Source organism: Bacillus oleivorans, assembly GCF_900207585.1.
Classification (GTDB): domain Bacteria; phylum Bacillota; class Bacilli; order Bacillales; family JC228; genus Bacillus_BF; species Bacillus_BF oleivorans.
Window position 1 is genome coordinate 457,487 of the sequence record NZ_OAOP01000001.1, and the last position, 19,958, is coordinate 477,444.

Below are 19,958 nucleotides of genomic sequence, written 5' to 3' on the forward strand. Positions count from 1 at the left end.
TAAGCGTTATAGGAGTTTATAATCAATTTCTGCCATAAATATTCTGATTTTTCTGTACCCTTGGTAGAATAAATTCGAAACTATTTTATATAGGAGGGGAAAGGATGAGGAGTATTTGGAAGTCTAGTATTGCCTTTTTATTTAGTGTTGTCTTGATAGCTGGTACACTGCCGTTTAGTGCTTTGGCGAAAGAAGAAAGCCTTGATTATGATCAGTACAGCGAGGTTGCAGTCGGAAAGGATGGAATGGTGGCAACCGCCCATCCATTGGCAACGGAAATAGGTGCTGACGTGCTCAGAAAAGGCGGAAATGCGATTGATGCGGCAGTCGCGATTCAGTTTGCTTTAAATGTGACCGAGCCTATGATGTCCGGCATTGGCGGCGGCGGATTTATGATGGTTTACGATGCAAAAACCAAGGAAACCACCATCATCAACAGCCGCGAGAGAGCCCCGCAAGGAGCAACACCTGATATGTTTTTAGATGAAAACGGAAACCCGATTCCATTTTCTATCCGTCACACGGGCGGTGACGCGGTTGGTGTTCCAGGCACCTTAAAAGGACTGGAAACCGCTTTAGAAAAATGGGGAACTCGCCCAATGGCGCAATTGATTACTCCTGCTATTAAACTGGCCGATCAAGGTTTTCCAATCGACTCAGTCCTGGCAGAATCAATTGCTGATAACGAGGATAAGTTAGCAAGAACAGCAGCAAAGGATGTCTTTCTTCCAAATGGAAAACCGCTAGAGGAAGGAGAAACCCTTGTTCAAAAGGATTTAGCCAAAACCTTTAAATTAATTCGTGCCACAGGTTCCGATGCGTTATACAATGGACCGATTGGACAAGCACTTGCTGATACGGTGCAGGAATTTGGTGGTTCCATGACGGCAGCGGATTTAAAAAAGTATCAGGTAACGATCGATGAGCCAATCTGGGGTGAGTACCAAGGCTATCAGATTGCCAGTATGCCTCCTCCAAGCTCAGGCGGCGTGTTCCTGTTACAAATGCTGAAGATTTTGGACGATTTTAACCTTTCCCAATATGATGTGAAATCATGGGAAAAATATCATTTGCTAGCAGAGGCGATGCACCTGGCTTACGCGGATCGGGCGGCCTATGCAGGGGATCCTGAATTCGTGAATGTACCGTTAACGGGACTTTTACATCCAGACTATATTAAAGAACGCCAGACGCTGATCAGTCTTGATCGGGTAAACCCAAATCCGCAAGCAGGGGACCCATGGAAGTACGAATCTGATGCTGCAAACTATCAGCCTACCAGCCAGCCGAATGATCGCCAGTATGGGGAAACTACTCATTTCACCGTGGCGGACAGATGGGGAAATGTCGTTTCATATACAACGACGATTGAACAAGTATTTGGTAGTGGAATCATGGTTCCAGGTTACGGTTTTATGTTAAATAATGAATTAACTGACTTCGATGCGGTTCCTGGCGGGGCTAATGAAGTCCAGCCGAATAAACGGCCTTTAAGCAGTATGACGCCAACGATTGTATTCAAGGACGGACAACCTGTTTTAACAGTCGGCTCACCGGGCGGTCCTACCATTATTACCTCTGTTCTACAGACGATTCTGCATACGATTGAATATGATATGGAGCTTAAATCAGCTGTAGAGGAGCCAAGAATCTATACAAATAACCTCAGCTCTTATCGTTATGAATCTGGTATTCCAACAGAGGTTCTCAACAGGCTTAAGGGTATGGGGCATAGATTTGGTTCTAGTCCGACAACGATCGGAAATGTTCAGAGTATCTTAATTGACCATGAAAATGGAACCTTTAAAGGCGTAGCTGATTCGAGCAGGAATGGTTCGGCTACGGGTGTTGATTTGAAGGGTAATCGGAAATAGGGACGGGTTCCTTATTCCAAGAGGAAAGTTCCGCTTATCTGATTATTAAAAGTAAGGACTCCTTTTTTTATGAGAAAAGAGGAGTCCTTTTTTTAATAGATTCGGGGTATATCATTGTTACTTATTTCCCGAATCTTTACATATATAAAGAAGGGTGTATTCTGACAGCAGATAAGGCTATCGAATATTTGTGTCAGAAAGAGGGGTGTATTCTGACAGCAGAGAAGGCTATCGAATGTTTTGTGTCAGAAAGAGGGGCGTATTATGACATCATGTTATCCTCTCTACTGGTACAGCTATACGAAAAGGACTTTTTCGGGGCCATTAGCCAGTTGTGCAATATCTGGACGATATACCCATCGTATCGCCATCTCGAATCATCGAATAGTTTCAATCAAGACACGGTGACTATTCGCGTGAGGGATATCGAAACAAAAACTGAAAAAAAGACAGTGACTATGAAAGGTTTACGTGCAAAACTTCCGATTGTCCCCAATAAAGACTGCCCCTCTATGAATGACTGTGCACCGGAATTGGAAAGAAAATACTGAAAATGGGAATATATTTTGTTTCAAATTTCAAAAAAATTCTAGTAGACTGATAGGGGGAAGGAGGAATGAGAATGAAGAATATGTATCGAATTTTAGCCATCAGTACTTTAATTCTTGTAGTAAGTACTGTGAATGTTTTTGCGAGTACGTTTCCAGATGTAAGTACAGACAGTCGCTTTTATGATGAGATTATGTATCTATCAAACAATGAGATTATAACAGGATTTCCAAGTGGAGAATTTCGTCCAGGAGACAAGGTGACACGTGCAGCCGCTGCAATTATGATTGGAAGAGCACTTGGGTATGACGGTGAGCAAAGAGAAACTAGCTTCCCAGATGTTCCCAAGAGTAGCAAGGCTTCCGGATATATTCAACAAGCATATGAAAACAACATTATTTCTGGATACCCAAACGGGGAGTTTCGACCTGGTAGCTATGTAACACGTGGGGAAATGGCGATTTTTATAGCAAGAGCATACTCACTCTCAGAGGAAGAAGTTGTACCATTTAGTGATGTGTCTGTAAACATGAGTTCCTTCTCTTCCATTAGAAAAATTATTGCCTTCGGTGTAACTACTGGCTATGAGGATGGAACCTTTAGATCGGATCAGCATATAACAAGGGAGCAATTCTCTGCTTTTTTAGCAAGAGCAGAGAGTGACCAGTTCAGATTAGCTGTAAACAAATGCGGTTACGATCCTTCAACCCGTGTGAATCCAGACTTCCAGACCATGAATTGCTTGCTTACAAAAGCAGCTCAAGAGTCAGAGTTTCCAATCCCACCTGAGATTGTAAAGGCGGTTGCATCTGTTGAGAATAATGGCTGGAAGCATTTTAATTCGAATGGAGAGCCAGTTATTAGTGATGATGGCGGAATCGGACTTATGCAAATTACCAATACTGCTGGATATGATGTAGATAGGTTGAAATATGACCTTAATTACAATATCCAAGTCGGTATTGAGTTCTTGGTAAATAATTTTAAACGTACTGATTTACCAAGAATCAATGATCATGATCCGACTAAGCTAGAAAGCTGGTACTTTGCGGTAATGGCTTACAATGGAACCGTTCCTTCCAATAGTCCATTTTATCAGGAAACAGGGGAAAGAAATCTGAATGCTTATCAGGAAAAAGTGTATAGAGTGTTAAGGGATTTTGGCCAGTTAGATACTAATATCCATTCGATCCCGATGACCTCTGATGATTTTCAGTATGACGGGAATTCTAGTGAGCCAATTGTATTCCTTAAAAAGTCTTACCAAATGGATACAAACCTATTAAAATCAACAAAACAGTTGTTCAAAGTCGGAGATGTAGTAAGATACGAGGGCTCTGGTCTTCGCTCGATCCCTAGCACAAACGGGGCATTAACTCCAACAAACTCCAGTGATTTAATGACCATTATCAGTGCACCATTATACGACTATCAATCTACATCTAGTAACCAATTTATTTGGTATCCTGTTGAGGTTACTAAGAATGGCAAAAAGATAAAAGGTTATATTGCGTCACAGTATATAGTTCAATAGTATTGAAACAGAGGGACGGTTCTTTTGTTTCACTATTGAATTCAGAAACAGGGGAACACTCCCGTTCAGCCCTGGCGGCAAACCAACTCTTAGTCAAAACCCCAGTCCATATCGAAATGATTGTTGAGATAGAGCAGACCGGGCCTAACAAAAAAAGAAGTAACCAATCCGCCGATTTAAGTGTGGGAGAAAGTTACTTCTTTTTATATTGGTTTTATTTTGCACTAGATACTGTATGACCCCCAGAAACCATAGGTGAAACATAGGGACGGTTCTCATGTTTCATCTCAAAGGCCATTTTTTAAACAAACGTTTGTTTAAAAAGGTGAAACTGTTGGATTAAAGGGGATTTTTATCAAGGTGGCTTTGAAATAAAGTCGATTTTCTCAAATAGTTTTTAAGGGAAACGTGTCAGCTCCAGCTTCTTTTACACCAGCCTAGTTTTGTGAAATAAAAAGAAGTAGTCCTTTATTTGGTGAAATTGGCTAAATTTCACCCGTTTTTAAAATTTTCTCAATACTATATTAACACTCTGCATGTACACTTTTGTAGAACATGCATGAATGGACCCAAATCCCTCACTATAAATAGAAGGAGGATACAATGAAACGAATAGCTGCTGTTCTGTTAAGCTTTACTTTTGTATTACATATTTTTATGTTTGGAACGAACAGTGTATTTGCCAATGAAAATCCTAAAAAAGCAACGGTTCTTTATTTTAATGATGCTCATGAAATCAGCCCTGTTGTGAATTCCTATGGTGACCGCGGCGGAGTGGCAAGGTTAAAAACGGTGATTGATAGAGTAAGAGCAGAAAATCCAAAGACCATCGTGACTTTCGGCGGGGATCTAGGGGGAGGTACTCTCTTCGGCGGAGTTTTTCAGGGATACCCCATGGTTGAAGCTTTTAACAGAATGAATCTTGATCTTGCCAATTTTGGTCAGCATGATTTCGACTTTGGCTCAGAAGTGACAAAAGACTTAGTGGCTCAATCTGATTTTCAGTGGATATCCTCCAACTTAACGGATGCTGCAGGAAATTCTTTCGCAAATGTTCCTGCCTACATGATTTACAATATAAAGGGAATCAAAATTGGATTCATTGGACTAACCGATGATATGAATACGACCACACAAGATGGAAGTGTGATTCAGCAGGATTTGATCGAATCTGCCAAAAAAGCAGTGAAAGAGATAAAGGAAGCAAGAAAAGTAGACGTCATTATCGCCTTAACCCAGGAATCGCTCGAAAAGGACAGAATCCTCTTGGACGAGATTCCGGAAATTGACGCTGTCTTCACTGAAGAAAAAGCGGAAAATCAATCCTTTATCTATCCTCATGGCGATCGTTTTATCCTCGCTCCTGAAGGAAATATCGGTTCTGTTATTCGTCTCGATATTATCAAGCATAAAAAAGAAATTAAACTTCAGCCAGAGGTAATAGAAGTAGACCATACCGTCCCGGAAGATCCGGAAATGAAAGAATTCGCTGACTATTACCAGAACAAATTGGAAGAGGAATTAGGAAAAACCGTTGCGACAGTAGAAACCCCACTATTGTATGGTGAAAATCATGAATCCAGAAACCAGGAAACGAATATCGGAAATTTCGTAGCTGACAGTTACCGTGCTTACTTCAATGCGGATATAGGATTAATGAATGGCGGGGGGATCCGTTCAAGTATCGAAGCGGGGGACTTTACGCTTCGGGATGCTTATACAATCCTCCCTTTCCGCAATAAAATTGTGCTGGCAAAAGTAAGCGGCGAAACAATCCGTGCAGCTCTCGAAAATGGAGTCTCTAAAGTGGAAAGTCTAGGCGGCGGATTTTTACAGGTTTCCGGAATACAATATTCCTATCGTCCATCCAACCCTGTTGGAGAACGGGTGGAAGAGATCTTTATAAATCAAGTACCTCTTGATCCCAAAAAAGAATATCTGGTCGCTCTGCCAAATTATATCTATAACGGGGGAGACGGATATAACTTCAGCGGCAGTGAAACAATCGTCGCTGAAGAAAATGCCCGTACGGACGCTGAGGTATTAATTGAATATGCAAAGTCTCTTAAGGTAATCAGTGTCGAAGCAGAAGGAAGAATAACTGTCCTGAGTAATTAGGTGGAAACAGAGGGACGGTTCTCATGTTTCAGAACAAATCATATGGGACTGTTCTTATTGGCTAGTAATAGCTTTGTGACCCAAGATTGGTCAATATAAATGGACTTTTTCAGTGACTTAACTCGTCCTTAAATCGGGAAAGAAAAAAGCCTTGCAGAATCTCTTTTGCAAGGCTTTAATTTTGTGACTGTTTTAAACATCTGCCTAAACTTTTCCTTCGGAATCTTATTCCATTATACCCCCCTAATTCCGTAAATCTTCCAGCAACTTATTGCAGTGAACGTGATGAGAAGTGATGAATAATCAAGTAGTCACATTGGAACACTATTTTCGGAGAAAGAAAATGGAAATCATTCATTTATTTAGGTTATTATATATTATACGGCTGAAATAAAGTACTACTATAGGGGGACTATATGGAATTATCTTTATTATTAGAGTATGGCTGGGTTTTACTTGTATTGATTGTACTGGAAGGTTTATTATCGGCTGATAATGCTTTAGTTTTAGCTATCATGGCGAAGCATTTACCAGAAGAACAGCAAAAAAAGGCGCTTAATATTGGCTTGTTAATGGCCTTTATATTTAGAATTGGTGCGATCTTTATTATTTCTTTCCTTTTCCACGTTTGGTGGATTCAAGCGATCGGAGCTGCTTATTTGATCTTCATCGCTTTGAAACATTTATTGAGAAGAGACCACGGTGAAAAAGACATGCAGGGAAAAAGCTATGGGATGACGGTTGCCCAAATTGCCTTAGCCGATATCGCTTTTGCTGTAGATTCTATCTTAGCGGCGGTTGCTCTAGTACTTGCCTTGCCAGATACGCCAATGATTGAAATAGGAGGTATGGATGGCGCCAAATTTATTGTGATTGTACTAGGTGCCATTGCAGGATTGATCGTTATTCGATTTGCCGCAGGGTTCTTTGTTAAAATTTTGACAACACGCCCTGGTTTAGAAACGGCTGCCATGCTCATTGTCGGTTGGGTCGGAATTAAGCTATTAATGCATACCCTTGCCCATCCAGCATTGCACATTATTCCCCACGATTTTGTCGAAGGACCAATTTGGAATACAATCTTTTGGTCGGTTATGCTGCTTATTGCCGTGGGTGGCTGGTTTTTATCTAAAGATAAAGGGACAACTGACGAAGCAAGATAGGGTGAAACGGAGGGACGGTTCTTGTGTTTCACCCTCAATTAGAAACAAGGGGAAACAAGGGGACGGTTCTTGTGTTTCTTTTTTATTGTAGGACGAGACTTAAAATGGTAGCTTTTTGAATGTGCACAGAATTTTAGATTCAAAACTAATTCCTGCCCAACATTGGTGCTAAAAAAGTGAATCTTCTATAGTAAACCTTTTTTGCACTCAATCTTTCACGATCTAAAGCACGCACTTTCTTGGCTTATTTTCGAGAGGAAGGAAAAACTCCGAAACTTAAATTTTCAATATTGCACAAGAATTTATTGTATCTGCATCATTTAATTACCATATTACGAAAAATTATAAAAAAATTGAGGGAATGATGGGTAAAAAGTCTTGATTTTGTCGAAGTATGTAGTATTATGTAAGTTAGTTAATACTTACCATTAAAAAACGTAATAGGGCAAACTTACTGAAAGGTAAGGACGCAAAGCCACGGGCCTACTGTCATCTTCCCAATGACTATGGCAGCCGGGTTGCCGAAGTAGTTGAGGTCTATGCTCTTTTTCGGCATAGTCCTTTTTATTTGTTAAGGGGTTGAAGGGGGGAAACAGTTGCTGTTAAACAAAATTATAGAAGATGAAATGTTTTTTCATCATTATCAGCCAATTTACAACTTAAAGGAGGATCGAATAACGGGTTACGAAGTGTTACTACGATCAACAGATTTTTCAAATCCGGAAACAGTATTTTTTACAGCACAACAAGAAAAAAGGCTTTATGAATTAGATTCGCGGTCCATTCATAAAGCCATCTTAACCTACCAAACGGCAGGCTTCTCTAAAAAAGAAGGTCATTTGTTCATCAATATCTTCCCATCGACATTATTGAACAATAAATTCCCTTCTTTTATATATAATATTATGAATGATGGCCTATTGACAAATCAACAAATAGTTTTTGAAATTAGCGAAAGAGAAAAAATAAGTGATGTTAATCTATTAAAGGAAACTTTACATCATTTTAAGAAATTGGGATTTCAATTTGCCATTGATGACTTTGGCAAAGGGTATGCTGATATTGAAAAAATTATTGAGTTGGAGCCGGATTATTTAAAACTCGATAAATATTTTTCTGAAAACCTGCATAGCTCGAAAAAGAAACAAGTGTTTATAAAAAATATTTTAAGGTATTGTAACCATTTTAATATTGAATTGATTTTAGAAGGTCTTGAAAACTCTCTCGATTTATCCATTTCCAAAAAACTCGGTATCCCATTGGGACAAGGTTATAAGTTGGGAAGACCTAACTTATTATCTGTGTGAGGTTAAGGAAATGCTATATGCTCTTATTTTGGAAACGAGCGTCATTACCGCTATGGTTGTATATTATTTTTTGAATAAAAAAACAAATCGAGAGAGACAAAAAGAAATCATTTCTTCAAAAAGTAATTTAGATTCAAGTACACCACATGTATCTGAAATGGAACAAATCAATCGAAGAAAATATCACAGAGTAAAAGTTGAGAATATTGGATGTATGATCCAATTCATCGACTTTGGAACAAATAAATTAAAACCTTTAGTTAATAAAATGGTAGAGGCAAATATCGAAGACATAAGCGTAGGTGGCATGAGGATAACCACTTGCATTGATTTGCCTGTACAAAACCAGGTAATCTCCGAAATCACTTTTGTAATAAAAAATCAAGAATTTATTTTACAATGTGAATTTGTTCGTAAGGAAGCGAAATTTGAAAGCAATCTTATTCATTATGGAATTAGATTTCCTGGAGTAAGCAAAAATGATGAAAATCGTTTAGGACGCATTATTAATGAATTAGAACTATCTAAGAAGATAATTAGTTAATGATCTAAAAAGGCTAATGAAAAAATGAATGTTGTTAAAAGCTGCCAGTTTAACAGACTGGCAGTTTTTATTATTTTTGAGGGGGAAACGGAGGGACAGTTCTCGTGTTTCAATTGGGTGAGATGGAAGCAAGGGGAGGGTTCTTTTGCTTCTTTTTTTCTTTTGTAAGAAGAGGGGATGGAGCCACTTACTTGCAGTTATATTTACAAAAGAATAACGGATAAGTAATAAAACCAAAAGAAGTAACTACCCCTACCTAACCAGATATCGGGAAAGTTACTTCTTTTTAAATTGGATCTATTTTGCACTAGATACTGCATGATCTCCGGCATGCACTTTTTTCGCTGTTTTTCTAGTGGAAAGAAAAACACCTGCTAAAATAAGAGCTAACCCGCCAATGGCAAGAGGGGGAATTTGTTCATCCAGTAAGAACCAACCCCAGAACATGGCGGTAATCGGAACAAGATACGTTACAAAGGTAGCAAACTCCGCACTTCCTGCTTGGATCATATAATAGAATAGTAAATAGGCTAAGCCTGACCCAAAAACACCAAGACCAACCATGGCGAAAATCGTATTCCAATCAATTGTTTGGTGTAACGGGAAAAAGGAGTCAGTAACAGCCATCATAACTAGGCTACCTAAAGAACTGGTTAGCAAGGTCATCAAAGCAATCGCCATCACACTCACGCCTTGCAAATGCCTCTTCGTATATTGCGAGCTGAACCCATAGCAAACAGTGGCTGCAAGCATCGTTCCCATTCCAATTAAGTCTTCTTGAAACAACTGGGTAATATCTAAATCAATCAAAAATAAAATGCCAACAAATCCAATTAGAATCCCAGTCCACTGTCTGGCGCTTAAAGCAACGCTGAAAAGGATGACACCTAAAACACTAGTAAAAATAGGAGTCGTTGCATTCACCATCGAAGCTAATGCACTTGAAATTCTCGTTTCACTGATTCCAATCAATCCCCATGGAATCAACGCGTTCATACAGCCAACGAGAACTAAAGATTTTAGGGGAATACTCTTCCATGCTATTTTCTTTCTTTGTATTAAAAGAATGGCTGCCAAAGTCAATGCACCCAGAGCGGATCGGACAAACACAATCCCCCATGGCCCAAGACCCTCAACCAAAACCTTAATAAAATAAAACGACATTCCCCAAATTAAACTCAATGTGATCAAAGCTAAATATAATCTCATTTTTTCTCCTCTTTTCTGAAACGGGGGGACGGTTCTTGCGTTTCAGAATAAGGGTGAAACGTAAGAACCGTCCCTATGTTTCATGATAAGGCAATCAATAAACATAATATAAATGCAATAGTTGATAATGGTGTCATTACAAGTCTTTCTTTCTTACTCTTAGATGCTACATTTGCTATCGTATTGATCCCGAGGAAGACTGTAAATACCCATACTAATATATTAGTAGGTAAGAAATTAAAGTCAATTGGAACTACATTCGAATGCTGCAAAAATACAAAGCCCATACATAAAAGGATTAGAGCATTAACCGCACTTACAATACGTAGTGTTTTAGGTAATACTTTATGATAGCCACCTAATGCAAATTCACCTAAAGGGTAACCAAGTGAAAGCAACACTTGAAAAATGGCTATCGATACAAACAGAATGGCAACAACGATTGATGAAATATAGATAAAATCGACTCCCATACATGACCTCCTAACTCTCTTAAAGAAACAGAGGGACGGTTCTCCTGTTTCATTCTTTCTTTTTTGAAACACAAGAACCGTCCCTCTGTTTCACCTCTGTTTCATTCGTTAACTATAGTCAATATTTCTTTGGCTACTAGATCAGGACGATAATGATGTACATAATGCTCGGCTTCTTCTAGTATGACTTGGTTACCAGATGAGGACCAGGAAGTCAATGCGGCCTGACTGTCCATCCAATCCTGGTCCTGCTTGCCGAATCTCCCTGCAGTGATGATTGTCATCGGAACGTCCAAAGGTTTCTTTCCTTCCAGCACCTTCATCGCGTTGAGTTGACTCTGGCGCATTTCATCTGTGATGTTTTTGTTGTTTGCTTTAAGTAGGCTGGACATTCGATCAAGATCTTTTAGTTCATTAGGTAATTGCTCCAGTCTGTTGCGCTCGCTAGCCAGTGATTCCGCAAATCCATCAATATGATACAGCGTACGGGCCACACCAGACTGCACAAGAAATCGTTGCAATAATGAAACCCCCGTCAAAGGTGTTTGATTGGCGTAATATTCAGGGCTCCCGCCATCCAGTAGTACAATCCCTTTTACTTCATCCGGATACTTTTGAGCATAGTGTATCGTCTCAAGTGAACCGAGAGAGTGTCCGACTAGGATATAAGGAGGTTGAATCTCGGCTTTTATTAGTAATTCATGAATTTCTTCGACAATATTGTCGATATCCCGTTTGCGATCCGTCAAATCGCTGTACCCATAACCAAAGCGGTCAATCACCGCAAAGCGGGTATGATCATCAATCTTTTCATACAGCGGGTAAAAGTCGACGTAAGGATTGACCGTTCCCCATCCAGCAATAAAGATGGCAGTCGATTGACCTTCTCCACCGGTATAAAGATGCATTTTGCTGCCAAAGACATCATACAGCTCTCCAGGTGGCTTGTATTTTGGCAAATCGTTTCGCACGCCCACCCATTGATAAACTAAGCCAACCCCCAAGAACACAATCAGGAAAGCAAGCCCAAAAAGCAAAGTTTTTCTGGTTAATCTCCATAATCTTTTTATTTCGATCATCTCCCTTGAAGCAAAGGGACGGTTCTCCTGTTTCAAAATTAGAAAACCTTCTTGGCTGTAGTGTTTTCGTGTATAATCCCAGTGATATCCTTATGGTTTCATTTCCAAATAATTCATTAATTATATTTTACTTTATTACTATTAATTTTTTGTTAATCTTTGTGAATCAGAGGGACGGTTCTTGTGTTTCAGAATGAAACACAAGAACCGTCCCCTCGTTTTACCCTCGTTTTACCCTCGTTTTACTCGTTTCATCCTGAATTCAGAAAATTTATAATTGACAAAACGAACATAAAAAGTTATCTTTTAAACATGAAATATGTTAAAAACAGACAAAAACAAATATTGGAAATGTTAAATGAATCAGAAAAAGTGTTGGTTAGTGAATTAAGTACACATTTTGGTGTATCAGAAATGACATTGAGAAGGGATTTGGATATTCTAGCCCAGAAAGGAGTAATTAAACGGATTAGGGGCGGAGCGGTTAAGATTAATCAGGGTTCTTATGAAATGCCTTTTGAAATGAGATATGAGAAGAATTATGAGGTGAAAAGTAGAATTGCACAAAGAGCGGCAAGTATGGTTAGGGACGGGGAAACAGTCCTTATTGACACCGGTACTACAGCCTTGGCAGTTGCTGAAGAACTAAAGGAACGCAATTTAACCATCCTAACCTCAAGCTTGCGTGTAGCGTGGCTGTTATGTGATCGCCCAAATATTAATCTGATTGTATTAGGCGGAATTGTAAGAGCGGGGGAAAGGTCTTTAGTTGGAGATATTTTTGAAAACGTTTACGACGATTTTTTTCCAGATACCTTTATCATGGGAATCGGAGGAATTGATGCGGAAAATGGCTTCACCGAATTTAATGTTGAGGATGCCAAGATTAAGAAAAAAGCCATAAAAGCATCCGACCGAACAATTGTAATTGCAGATGAAAGTAAAATCGGGAAAACGGCCTTTGCCAAGGTGGCCTCGATTGAAGACATTGATACCCTTATTACCAATAGGCCGCAGGATCTGGGGAAAATTAATACATTAAGAGAAAAGGATTTAACGGTCGTGATCGTGTAACGAAAAATCTGCACAAAGGAGGGGAATGTATGGAGTCCTATTTAATTGGGATTGATATTGGAACGACAGCAACTAAAATCGTGCTTATTCATAAAAACGGTACGATTATGAATGCCGTGTCAAAATCAGTCACTCTACATACGAAAAAACCGCGCTGGTCGGAAGAAGATCCATTGGAATGGTGGGCCAATGTTCAGGAGCTGCTGCCGCTTTTATTGGAAAAATCAAATGTTAAACCAGAACAAATTAAGGCAGTTGGCGTCAGCGGAATGGTTCCAACTCTCATTTGTTTAGATAAAAATGGAGACCCTCTCCGGTACTCAATCCAGCAAAATGATGCACGAGCGTCGGATGAGATAGCCGAATTATCAGCTAAAACATTAGTTTATGACGTTTTAACCAAAACTGGTTCCAAAATTACACAGCAGTCTATTGCTCCAAAGATTATGTGGTTAAAGAAACACGAGCCGGAAGTTTTAGAAAAAACGGTCTCTATTTGTGGTTCCTATGATTTTATTACCCGCAAGCTAACAGGTAATGCAACCAACGCGATTGAAGCGAACTGGGCATTAGAAAGCGGCCTATATAACTATCAAACTGAACGATGGGATGACTACATATTAGAGCAGGCCGAAATTAAAAAAGAGTGGATGGGAGAGGTTAGGAAGTCTCACGAGGTTGTTGGTGTTGTGCAAGGGAATCATGGGACTTGTTTAGTTGAAGGGACACCGGTTGTAGCAGGTGCCGCAGATCATGTTGCCAGTGCCTTCTCAGCAGGGCTGGTCGATGACGGGGATATGTTAATCAAATTAGGGGGAGCGGGAGACATTTTATTGTCTGCCTCAAGACCTGTTGCAGACCCAAGACTGTTTTTAGATTATCATTTAATCCCGGGTCACTTCCTCCCGAACGGCTGTATGGCATCAAGCGGAAGTGTGATTCGTTGGTTTCAACGGGAGGTTGCGGGCGGCACAGCTTTAGAAGAACTCGACCGTGAAGCGGAGAAGACGCAAATGGGTTCTGATGGTTTAATTTTGCTGCCTTATTTTTTAGGTGAAAAAACACCAATCAACGATTCAAAAGCAAGAGGCATGTTTATCGGTCTTCATTTAGGACATACAAGAGCGCACATGTACCGTTCCATTTTAGAAGGAATCGGATTTGGCTTTAACCACCATATTGAAGTGTTTAAGGAACTTGGCTTCAAGACAAACCGGGTTAGGATTACGAACGGGGGCTCAAGGTCCAGGCTTTGGCGGCAAATTATTGCTGATATTACAGGGCTGACATTGGAATCCATTATTGAGCATCCTGGCTCTTCCTTAGGAGCAGCTTTTATTGCAGGGATTGGAGTAGGCGAATTTGAGAGCTGGTCCGATATCGACCGGTTCATCAAAATCGAAGAAGTGATCAAACCAAATCCAGAAAACGGAAATCGATACAAAACTTTATATGAAGTGTATCGCTCTGTTTACCCTAAATTATTAAAGGAACAGCATATTTTATCAGATCTATCAAATGAAGAGGGGGAAGGTCAATGAGTAAAGGGTTAGCTGTTGTTACGGGTGCTGGCAGCGGAATCGGAAAAGCCATCGCCAAACGTCTTGCCAAGGATGGTTTTTCTGTTGGGGTAACCGACATTAATCAGGCTGCAGTTAATGCCACGATTTCTGAAATCAATTCAGAAGGTGGAATTGCAAAGGGGGATGTGTTAGATGTTACAAATCCCGAATCGATTTCAGCTGCATTAGAAACATTAGAAAAAGAGTTTGGTAAGTTGCGAGTTTGGGTGTCTAATGCCGGGGTGTCTTCTATGAACCATTTCGTAGAGCTAACCGAAAAGGATTGGGATTTGAATATGGATGTAAATGCGAAGGGGGTGTTTTTATGCGGTCAAATCGCAGCAAGGAAATTTATTAGCCAGCAAGAAGGCGGAAAAATTATTAATACCGCCTCCATGGCAGGCAAACAAGGGAATGTTCCTTTCCTAAGTCACTACGTTGCCTCTAAGTTTGCTGTAGTTGGCTTAACGCAAGCGATGGCCCATGAATTAGGTAAACACAATATTACAGTGAATGCCGTATGTCCAGGCTTTGTTGCCACACCGATGCAAACGAGGGAACTTGAATGGGAAGGGTCGCTTAAAGGGCAGACTCCTGAACAAGTGAAGCAAGGCATGATTGATGTAACACCGCTTGGCCGTTTAGAAACACCAGAGGATGTCGCAAGAGTCGTATCCTTTTTAGCGGGCGAAGATTCGAATTTTATAACTGGTGAATCGATTGCAATTAACGGAGGGGCTTATATGGATTAACCATATAAGGCAAAAAATAGGGGGAATGAAAAATGGTGAAAAAACTAATCTTTATGGGTCTTGCGCTTTTCCTGCTAGCCGGATGCAGTACATCAGAGAGCGGCGGGGGAGCGGAAGATGGAACAGTTCAATTAAAAGCGCTGATGGAAGAAGTGCCTGATTCAGATATTGTGATTGATATGATTGCTGATTTTAATGAAAAACATCCAGATATTGAAATCGATGTTGAACTGCTGCCTTATGATCAAATGCGTGACAAACTTGTATCCTCATTTTTAGCCCCAACCTCAGACTATGACATCATTGTAGTAGATAATCCATGGATGTATGATTTTGCATCTGCCGGGTATCTTGAACCTCTTAGTGAAAAAATCGAAGGTGCTGGAGATGGGTATAACTTCGATGATTTCTCTGAACCTCTTAGAAAAATAGCTACTGTAGATAATGAAGTGTATGGAATTCCATTTTACAACTATGCAACTGGATTGGTTTACCGGAAAGATATTTTCGAAAGTGAAGGAATCGCGGTACCAGGTTCTTTAGATGAACTACAAGCGGCTGCTGAACAGCTTGCGAAGGATGGAAAATACGGAATCGCAGCCCAGCCGCAAAAGGGCTATAAGATTATGGAAGAATGGGCGAACTGGTTATTCGCAGCAGGCGGAGCGATTCAGGATGAAGAAGGCAATGTCGTCCTTGACTCCCCTGAAGCGAGAGATGCTTTAACAAAATATATAGAGTCTGTTAATAATGCTGCTCCGCCTAACAGCTCTAACTGGGCCTTTGATGAAGCGATGAGATCGGTGGCTAGCGGAGAAAGTGCGATGACAATCAACTACAACTGGATGCTGCCAACGCTAAATAATGAAGAAGGTCAGGCTGGAGACTTAGCTGGCAACTTTGCGCTTGCGGAAGTTCCAGGCGGGAAAGCGGCTTTAGGTGCTTGGTACTGGTCGATCCCGGCAAAATCTGAATACAAAGATGAAGTTTGGACATTTATTGAATGGGTATCGTCCCCAGAGACTGAGACAGATCGAGTTATTGCGGGCGGGGCACCAGTTCGAAATAGTGTCATGAATAATCCAGATGTGTGGGAACAAGGCTATGGTGAAGAGTATTACAAAACGCTAAAAGCCATTTTAGAGGATGCCGCTCCATTGGCTGACGGACCAAACGCAGAGGAAATGATTCAAGTGGTTGGAACAGAGCTCAATGCCGCTGTTACCGGTCAAAAGAGTGTCGATCAAGCGATTACGGATGCCGCTAACCAGGCAAAGGAGATTTTAGGCAATGAGTAAGGACACAAAAACAGGAAGAGGTTCCGGCTTCTTCCTGTTTTCCTACCAATGGAGAATGCTGTTACCCCTCTTAGTCTTAATGCTGATTATTCTAGCATTTCCCTTAGGGTATTCGTTATGGCTATCTTTCCATAACTTTACGATTACGAATCCTGATGAAAACAGTTTCGTTGGATTTGGGCAATATCTAAAATTACTTTCTGATCCACTATATTGGACTGTATTTAAAAATACTGCGCTATTTGTGGTGGTTGCGGTTGGATTTGAACTTATATTAGGAATGCTGATTGCCCTAACATTAAACAAACAACAGCGCTTCCGCAATTTAACACGTGCAATCGTGTTGGCACCGATGTTTATCACACCTATTGCCGTTGGGTTAATGTTTAGATTTCTTTTAAGTGAACAATTAGGTTTTATTCCAGCTGTTTTAAAATTCTTTGGTCTTTCCGTCGACTTTTTCGGTACAGAATACGCCATATTAACTCTAGCTGCGATTGATATTTGGCAGTGGACACCTTTTATCGTATTGATGCTGATTGCCGGTCTGCAAAGCTTGCCAGAAGAACCTTTTGAAGCCGCGTATGTAGATGGAGCTAGCAAGTGGACTTCTTTCTGGACAATCACGCTTCCTTTATTGAAGCCAGTCATTATTGTCGCCGTGCTAATTCGTGCATTGGATGCATTAAAAGTATTTGAATATGTCTACGCCATTACAAGAGGTGGTCCTGGTAATGCAACCGAGACCTTGCAATTTTATATTCAAAAGGTTGGATTTGGGTATTATCGCTTATCCGAAGCTTCAGCCATAGCCTGGACAGTCGTTGTAATTGTTATGGTCGTTATTTTTGTGATGCTTAGAACACGTGAGAAAGGGGAGGGATCCTTATGAAAAGCTATCAAAAAGAGAGCACTTTTGAGAAACTCATGAGAATCCTATTCATTTGGGTAGTGTTAATTTGCGTGCTTACACCGTTCATTTGGGTCATCCTTTCTTCATTAAAGACACCAACTGACCTTTCTAAGCCAATCAGTCTATTTTTTACACCAATATTTGATAATTGGATCAATGTTTTAACCGGTGATATACCTATCCATTTTGTTAATAGTTTCATAGTCGGTTTCGTTACTGTAGGTATCTCTTTATTGGTCGGTCTTCCAGCAGCCTACTCTATTAGTCAGTTTAAAACTGGCGGGAATCTCACGAGAATGAGTATTTTGATATCGGAAGTGGTTCCTTCTGCTGTGCTTGTGGTCCCCATTTTCTTAGTTTCCTATTACATGGAAGTAAACGGAACCATACTTCCAGTAATTTTAGCACACTTAACTTTTATTTTGCCGATCGTGACCTGGTTTTTAATTGGTTTCTTTGATGCCGTTCCTAAATCACTTGAAGAGCAAGCGATGATTGATGGATGTACGAGATTTGAAGCCTTTATAAAAATCATTCTTCCACAAGTTCTTCCTGGTATTGGTGCGGCTAGTATCTTTGGTTTCGTTTTATCTTGGAATGATATGTTTTATGCCTTGATTCTCGGTGGGCAAGACACGCAAACGCTCCCTGTTGCCATTGCTGGATATAACACCTTTCGCGGAGTTCAGCTTGGAGAAATGTCGGTTGCGATACTTGTCTCAGCTATTCCAACCATTATTATCTCTTTCTTTATTCAAAAGCACTTAATCAAAGGAATGGGTGGAGGCGCCGTTAAAGGGTAATCATCTAACATGTAAAAGGTGGAAATCATGAGCGAAAATTATAAGAAAGAACTAGAAATTGCGACAGAAGCTGCATTAAAAGCAGGAGACTTTCTAAAAAATTGGGCTGCTCCGCTAGAAGAAGAGTGGAAAGGAAAAATAAATCCAGTAACAAAGGCTGATAAAACATCGGAAAAACTTTTGATTGAAAAAATGAAAGAAGCCTTTCCAAACGACATTATTATATCGGAAGAAACCAATCCGCTAGAAGAGGCGGAGGTTATAAATAAACGCAGGTGGTACCTAGACCCGCTTGATGGAACTGTGAACTTTATGAAAGGTTCCCCTTATTGGTGCATCGCAATCGCATTAGTAGATTCAGATAATAAGACGGTCTGCAGCGTCGTCTATGCACCGAAAATGAACAACCTTTTTACAGCTATTCGCGGAAAAGGAGCCTGGTTAAATGGAGAAAAGATATCAGTCAGCCAAGTAGAGGATCTCAATCGGGCAGTTGCAGCCTCAGGGTTTCCTTATTCTTTTGAGGATCCAGAAAAGAGTAATTTAAGAGAATGGTCGAATGTCACTCCAGAGGTACTAACTGTCCGGTCACTAGGGGCTGCAGCAATGGCTTTGTGCGATGTCGCAAGGGGGCGGCTCGACTTTTTCTGGGAGCAGGAATTAGAAAGATGGGATATAACGGCAGCAGCCTTGATTTGTAAAGAGGCTGGAGCGAAGGTGACTGACATTTATGGTCAAGAGTTTGAAGGGCCTGAAACTAGTGTTTTAGCTGCAAATCCTCTATTGCACAATAAGGTTTTAGAAGTACTTTATAAGAAAGCATGACCATTTGCTGGATATAGCACGAACTTGCTAACAATGACGAAATGAAAAGGATGGATACAAATGACTTGGTTAAAAGATATTATTGGAACTGAAAAAGCCATTATTGCTATGTGTCACTTATTACCGCTTCCAGGAGACCCTTATTACGAAAAGGAAAAGGGCATGGATTATGTTATTGAAATGGCGAGAAAGGATCTGCATGCCCTGCAAGACGGCGGAGTGGATGCAGTTATGTTCTCAAATGAATTTAGTTTACCTTATTTAACAGATGTAAAAACAGAAACCGTTGCTGCAATGGCACGTATTATTGGAGAGTTAATGTCTGAGATTAAAGTTCCATTTGGTGTCAATGTCCTTTGGGATGCAAAAAAATCATTGGACTTAGCAGCCGCAACTGGAGCGAAATTTGTTCGAGAAATCTTTACAGGGGTCTATGCAAGTGACTTTGGAACATGGGACACAAATGTTGGAGAAACCATCCGTCACCAGTATCGAATCGGCGCTGAAAATGTAAAACTACTATTTAATATTGTTCCAGAAGCCGCCAAATATTTGGCAGATCGAGATATTGAGAGTATTGCAAAATCTACGGTATTTAACAACAGACCAGACGCACTCTGTGTATCAGGATTAACAGCTGGAGCTCAAACCGATTTACAGCTCTTAGCACGTGTAAAAGACGTAGTTCCTGATACAGTAGTTTTAGCAAATACCGGGGTAAGACTGGAAAACCTTGAACAGCAACTATCTGTTGCTGATGGGGCCGTAACCGGAACCGCATTTAAATACGATGGAAAATTTGAAAACCAAGTAGATATAAACCGGGTTAAAGAGTTTATGGATAAGGTTAAAGCTTTCCGGTCTTAGTAAAACGAAGGGAC

At 40.3% G+C, this 19,958-nt stretch carries 17 protein-coding genes, 1 pseudogene and 1 riboswitch; of the genes and pseudogenes, 15 read left to right on the top strand and 3 right to left on the bottom strand.

What is annotated here, in order from left to right; all coding sequences use genetic code 11:
• The first annotated feature begins 104 nt into the window (after positions 1-104).
• The 7 genes and pseudogenes from ggt (at position 105) to CRO56_RS02225 (ending at position 9,089) form a co-directional block, all read left to right on the top strand.
• Positions 105-1,874, top strand: coding sequence for a gamma-glutamyltransferase (ggt, locus tag CRO56_RS02190; protein ID WP_097156949.1), 1,770 nt, complete (start codon positions 105-107; stop codon positions 1,872-1,874).
• 261 nt (positions 1,875-2,135) lie between these two features.
• Positions 2,136-2,338, top strand: a pseudogene (locus CRO56_RS23480) (transposase); the annotation flags it as partial.
• A gap of 158 nt (positions 2,339-2,496) precedes the next feature.
• Positions 2,497-3,957 carry an S-layer homology domain-containing protein gene (locus CRO56_RS02200; protein ID WP_179714142.1) on the top strand — a complete coding sequence of 487 codons (1,461 nt, stop codon included), beginning with the start codon at positions 2,497-2,499 and terminating at the stop codon, positions 3,955-3,957.
• Positions 3,958-4,560: 603 nt separating this feature from the next.
• Entirely contained in the window at positions 4,561-6,075 is a 1,515-nt protein-coding gene (locus CRO56_RS02210; protein ID WP_097156953.1) for a bifunctional metallophosphatase/5'-nucleotidase, read from the top strand.
• A 416-nt stretch (positions 6,076-6,491) separates the two neighbouring features.
• Positions 6,492-7,238 (top strand): TerC family protein, encoded by a 747-nt coding sequence (locus CRO56_RS02215; RefSeq protein ID WP_097156954.1) that lies wholly within the window; start codon positions 6,492-6,494, stop codon positions 7,236-7,238.
• A 434-nt stretch (positions 7,239-7,672) separates the two neighbouring features.
• Positions 7,673-7,764: riboswitch (cyclic di-GMP riboswitch) on the top strand.
• 70 nt (positions 7,765-7,834) lie between these two features.
• The gene (locus CRO56_RS02220) at positions 7,835-8,545 is read left to right on the top strand and encodes an EAL domain-containing protein (protein WP_097156955.1); all 711 of its coding nucleotides are present in this window, start codon (positions 7,835-7,837) and stop codon (positions 8,543-8,545) included.
• A 10-nt stretch (positions 8,546-8,555) separates the two neighbouring features.
• A complete protein-coding gene (locus CRO56_RS02225; RefSeq protein ID WP_097156956.1) occupies positions 8,556-9,089 on the top strand; it encodes a PilZ domain-containing protein in 534 nt (177 codons plus the stop codon).
• 297 nt (positions 9,090-9,386) lie between these two features.
• Here CRO56_RS02225 and CRO56_RS02230 read toward each other — a convergent pair whose 3' ends face one another.
• From CRO56_RS02230 to CRO56_RS02240, 3 genes are all read right to left on the bottom strand, one after another.
• The gene (locus tag CRO56_RS02230) at positions 9,387-10,298 is read right to left on the bottom strand and encodes a DMT family transporter (RefSeq protein WP_097156957.1); all 912 of its coding nucleotides are present in this window, start codon (positions 10,296-10,298) and stop codon (positions 9,387-9,389) included.
• Positions 10,299-10,378: 80 nt separating this feature from the next.
• Entirely contained in the window at positions 10,379-10,771 is a 393-nt protein-coding gene (locus CRO56_RS02235; protein ID WP_097156958.1) for a hypothetical protein, read from the bottom strand.
• Between the two features lie 101 nt (positions 10,772-10,872).
• Positions 10,873-11,886, bottom strand: coding sequence for an alpha/beta fold hydrolase (locus tag CRO56_RS02240; RefSeq protein WP_245855545.1), 1,014 nt, complete (start codon positions 11,884-11,886; stop codon positions 10,873-10,875).
• Between the two features lie 276 nt (positions 11,887-12,162).
• Here CRO56_RS02240 and CRO56_RS02245 point away from each other — a divergent pair, with 276 nt between their 5' ends.
• Genes CRO56_RS02245 through CRO56_RS02280 form a run of 8 tightly spaced genes read left to right on the top strand, consistent with a single transcriptional unit; the run spans position 12,163 to position 19,944 of the window.
• Complete coding sequence (locus CRO56_RS02245) at positions 12,163-12,924, top strand: DeoR/GlpR family DNA-binding transcription regulator (protein WP_142305177.1); 762 nt, start codon at positions 12,163-12,165, stop codon at positions 12,922-12,924.
• Between the two features lie 29 nt (positions 12,925-12,953).
• Positions 12,954-14,465: an FGGY-family carbohydrate kinase gene (locus CRO56_RS02250; protein ID WP_097156960.1), complete on the top strand. Its 1,512-nt coding sequence runs from the start codon at positions 12,954-12,956 to the stop codon at positions 14,463-14,465.
• Positions 14,462-15,238 carry an SDR family NAD(P)-dependent oxidoreductase gene (locus CRO56_RS02255; RefSeq protein WP_097156961.1) on the top strand — a complete coding sequence of 259 codons (777 nt, stop codon included), beginning with the start codon at positions 14,462-14,464 and terminating at the stop codon, positions 15,236-15,238. The genes CRO56_RS02250 and CRO56_RS02255 overlap by 4 nt, the downstream gene beginning before the upstream one ends.
• A 32-nt stretch (positions 15,239-15,270) precedes the next feature.
• Positions 15,271-16,536 (top strand): ABC transporter substrate-binding protein, encoded by a 1,266-nt coding sequence (locus CRO56_RS02260; RefSeq protein WP_218839645.1) that lies wholly within the window; start codon positions 15,271-15,273, stop codon positions 16,534-16,536.
• Complete coding sequence (locus tag CRO56_RS02265) at positions 16,529-17,428, top strand: carbohydrate ABC transporter permease (protein WP_218839646.1); 900 nt, start codon at positions 16,529-16,531, stop codon at positions 17,426-17,428. Before CRO56_RS02260 ends, CRO56_RS02265 begins: the two co-directional genes overlap by 8 nt.
• Positions 17,425-18,252, top strand: coding sequence for a carbohydrate ABC transporter permease (locus tag CRO56_RS02270; RefSeq protein WP_097156962.1), 828 nt, complete (start codon positions 17,425-17,427; stop codon positions 18,250-18,252). The genes CRO56_RS02265 and CRO56_RS02270 overlap by 4 nt, the downstream gene beginning before the upstream one ends.
• 27 nt (positions 18,253-18,279) lie before the next feature.
• A complete protein-coding gene (locus CRO56_RS02275) occupies positions 18,280-19,077 on the top strand; it encodes an inositol monophosphatase family protein (RefSeq protein WP_097156963.1) in 798 nt (265 codons plus the stop codon).
• Positions 19,078-19,137: 60 nt separating this feature from the next.
• Entirely contained in the window at positions 19,138-19,944 is an 807-nt protein-coding gene (locus CRO56_RS02280) for a BtpA/SgcQ family protein (RefSeq protein ID WP_097156964.1), read from the top strand.
• Positions 19,945-19,958 lie beyond the last annotated feature (14 nt).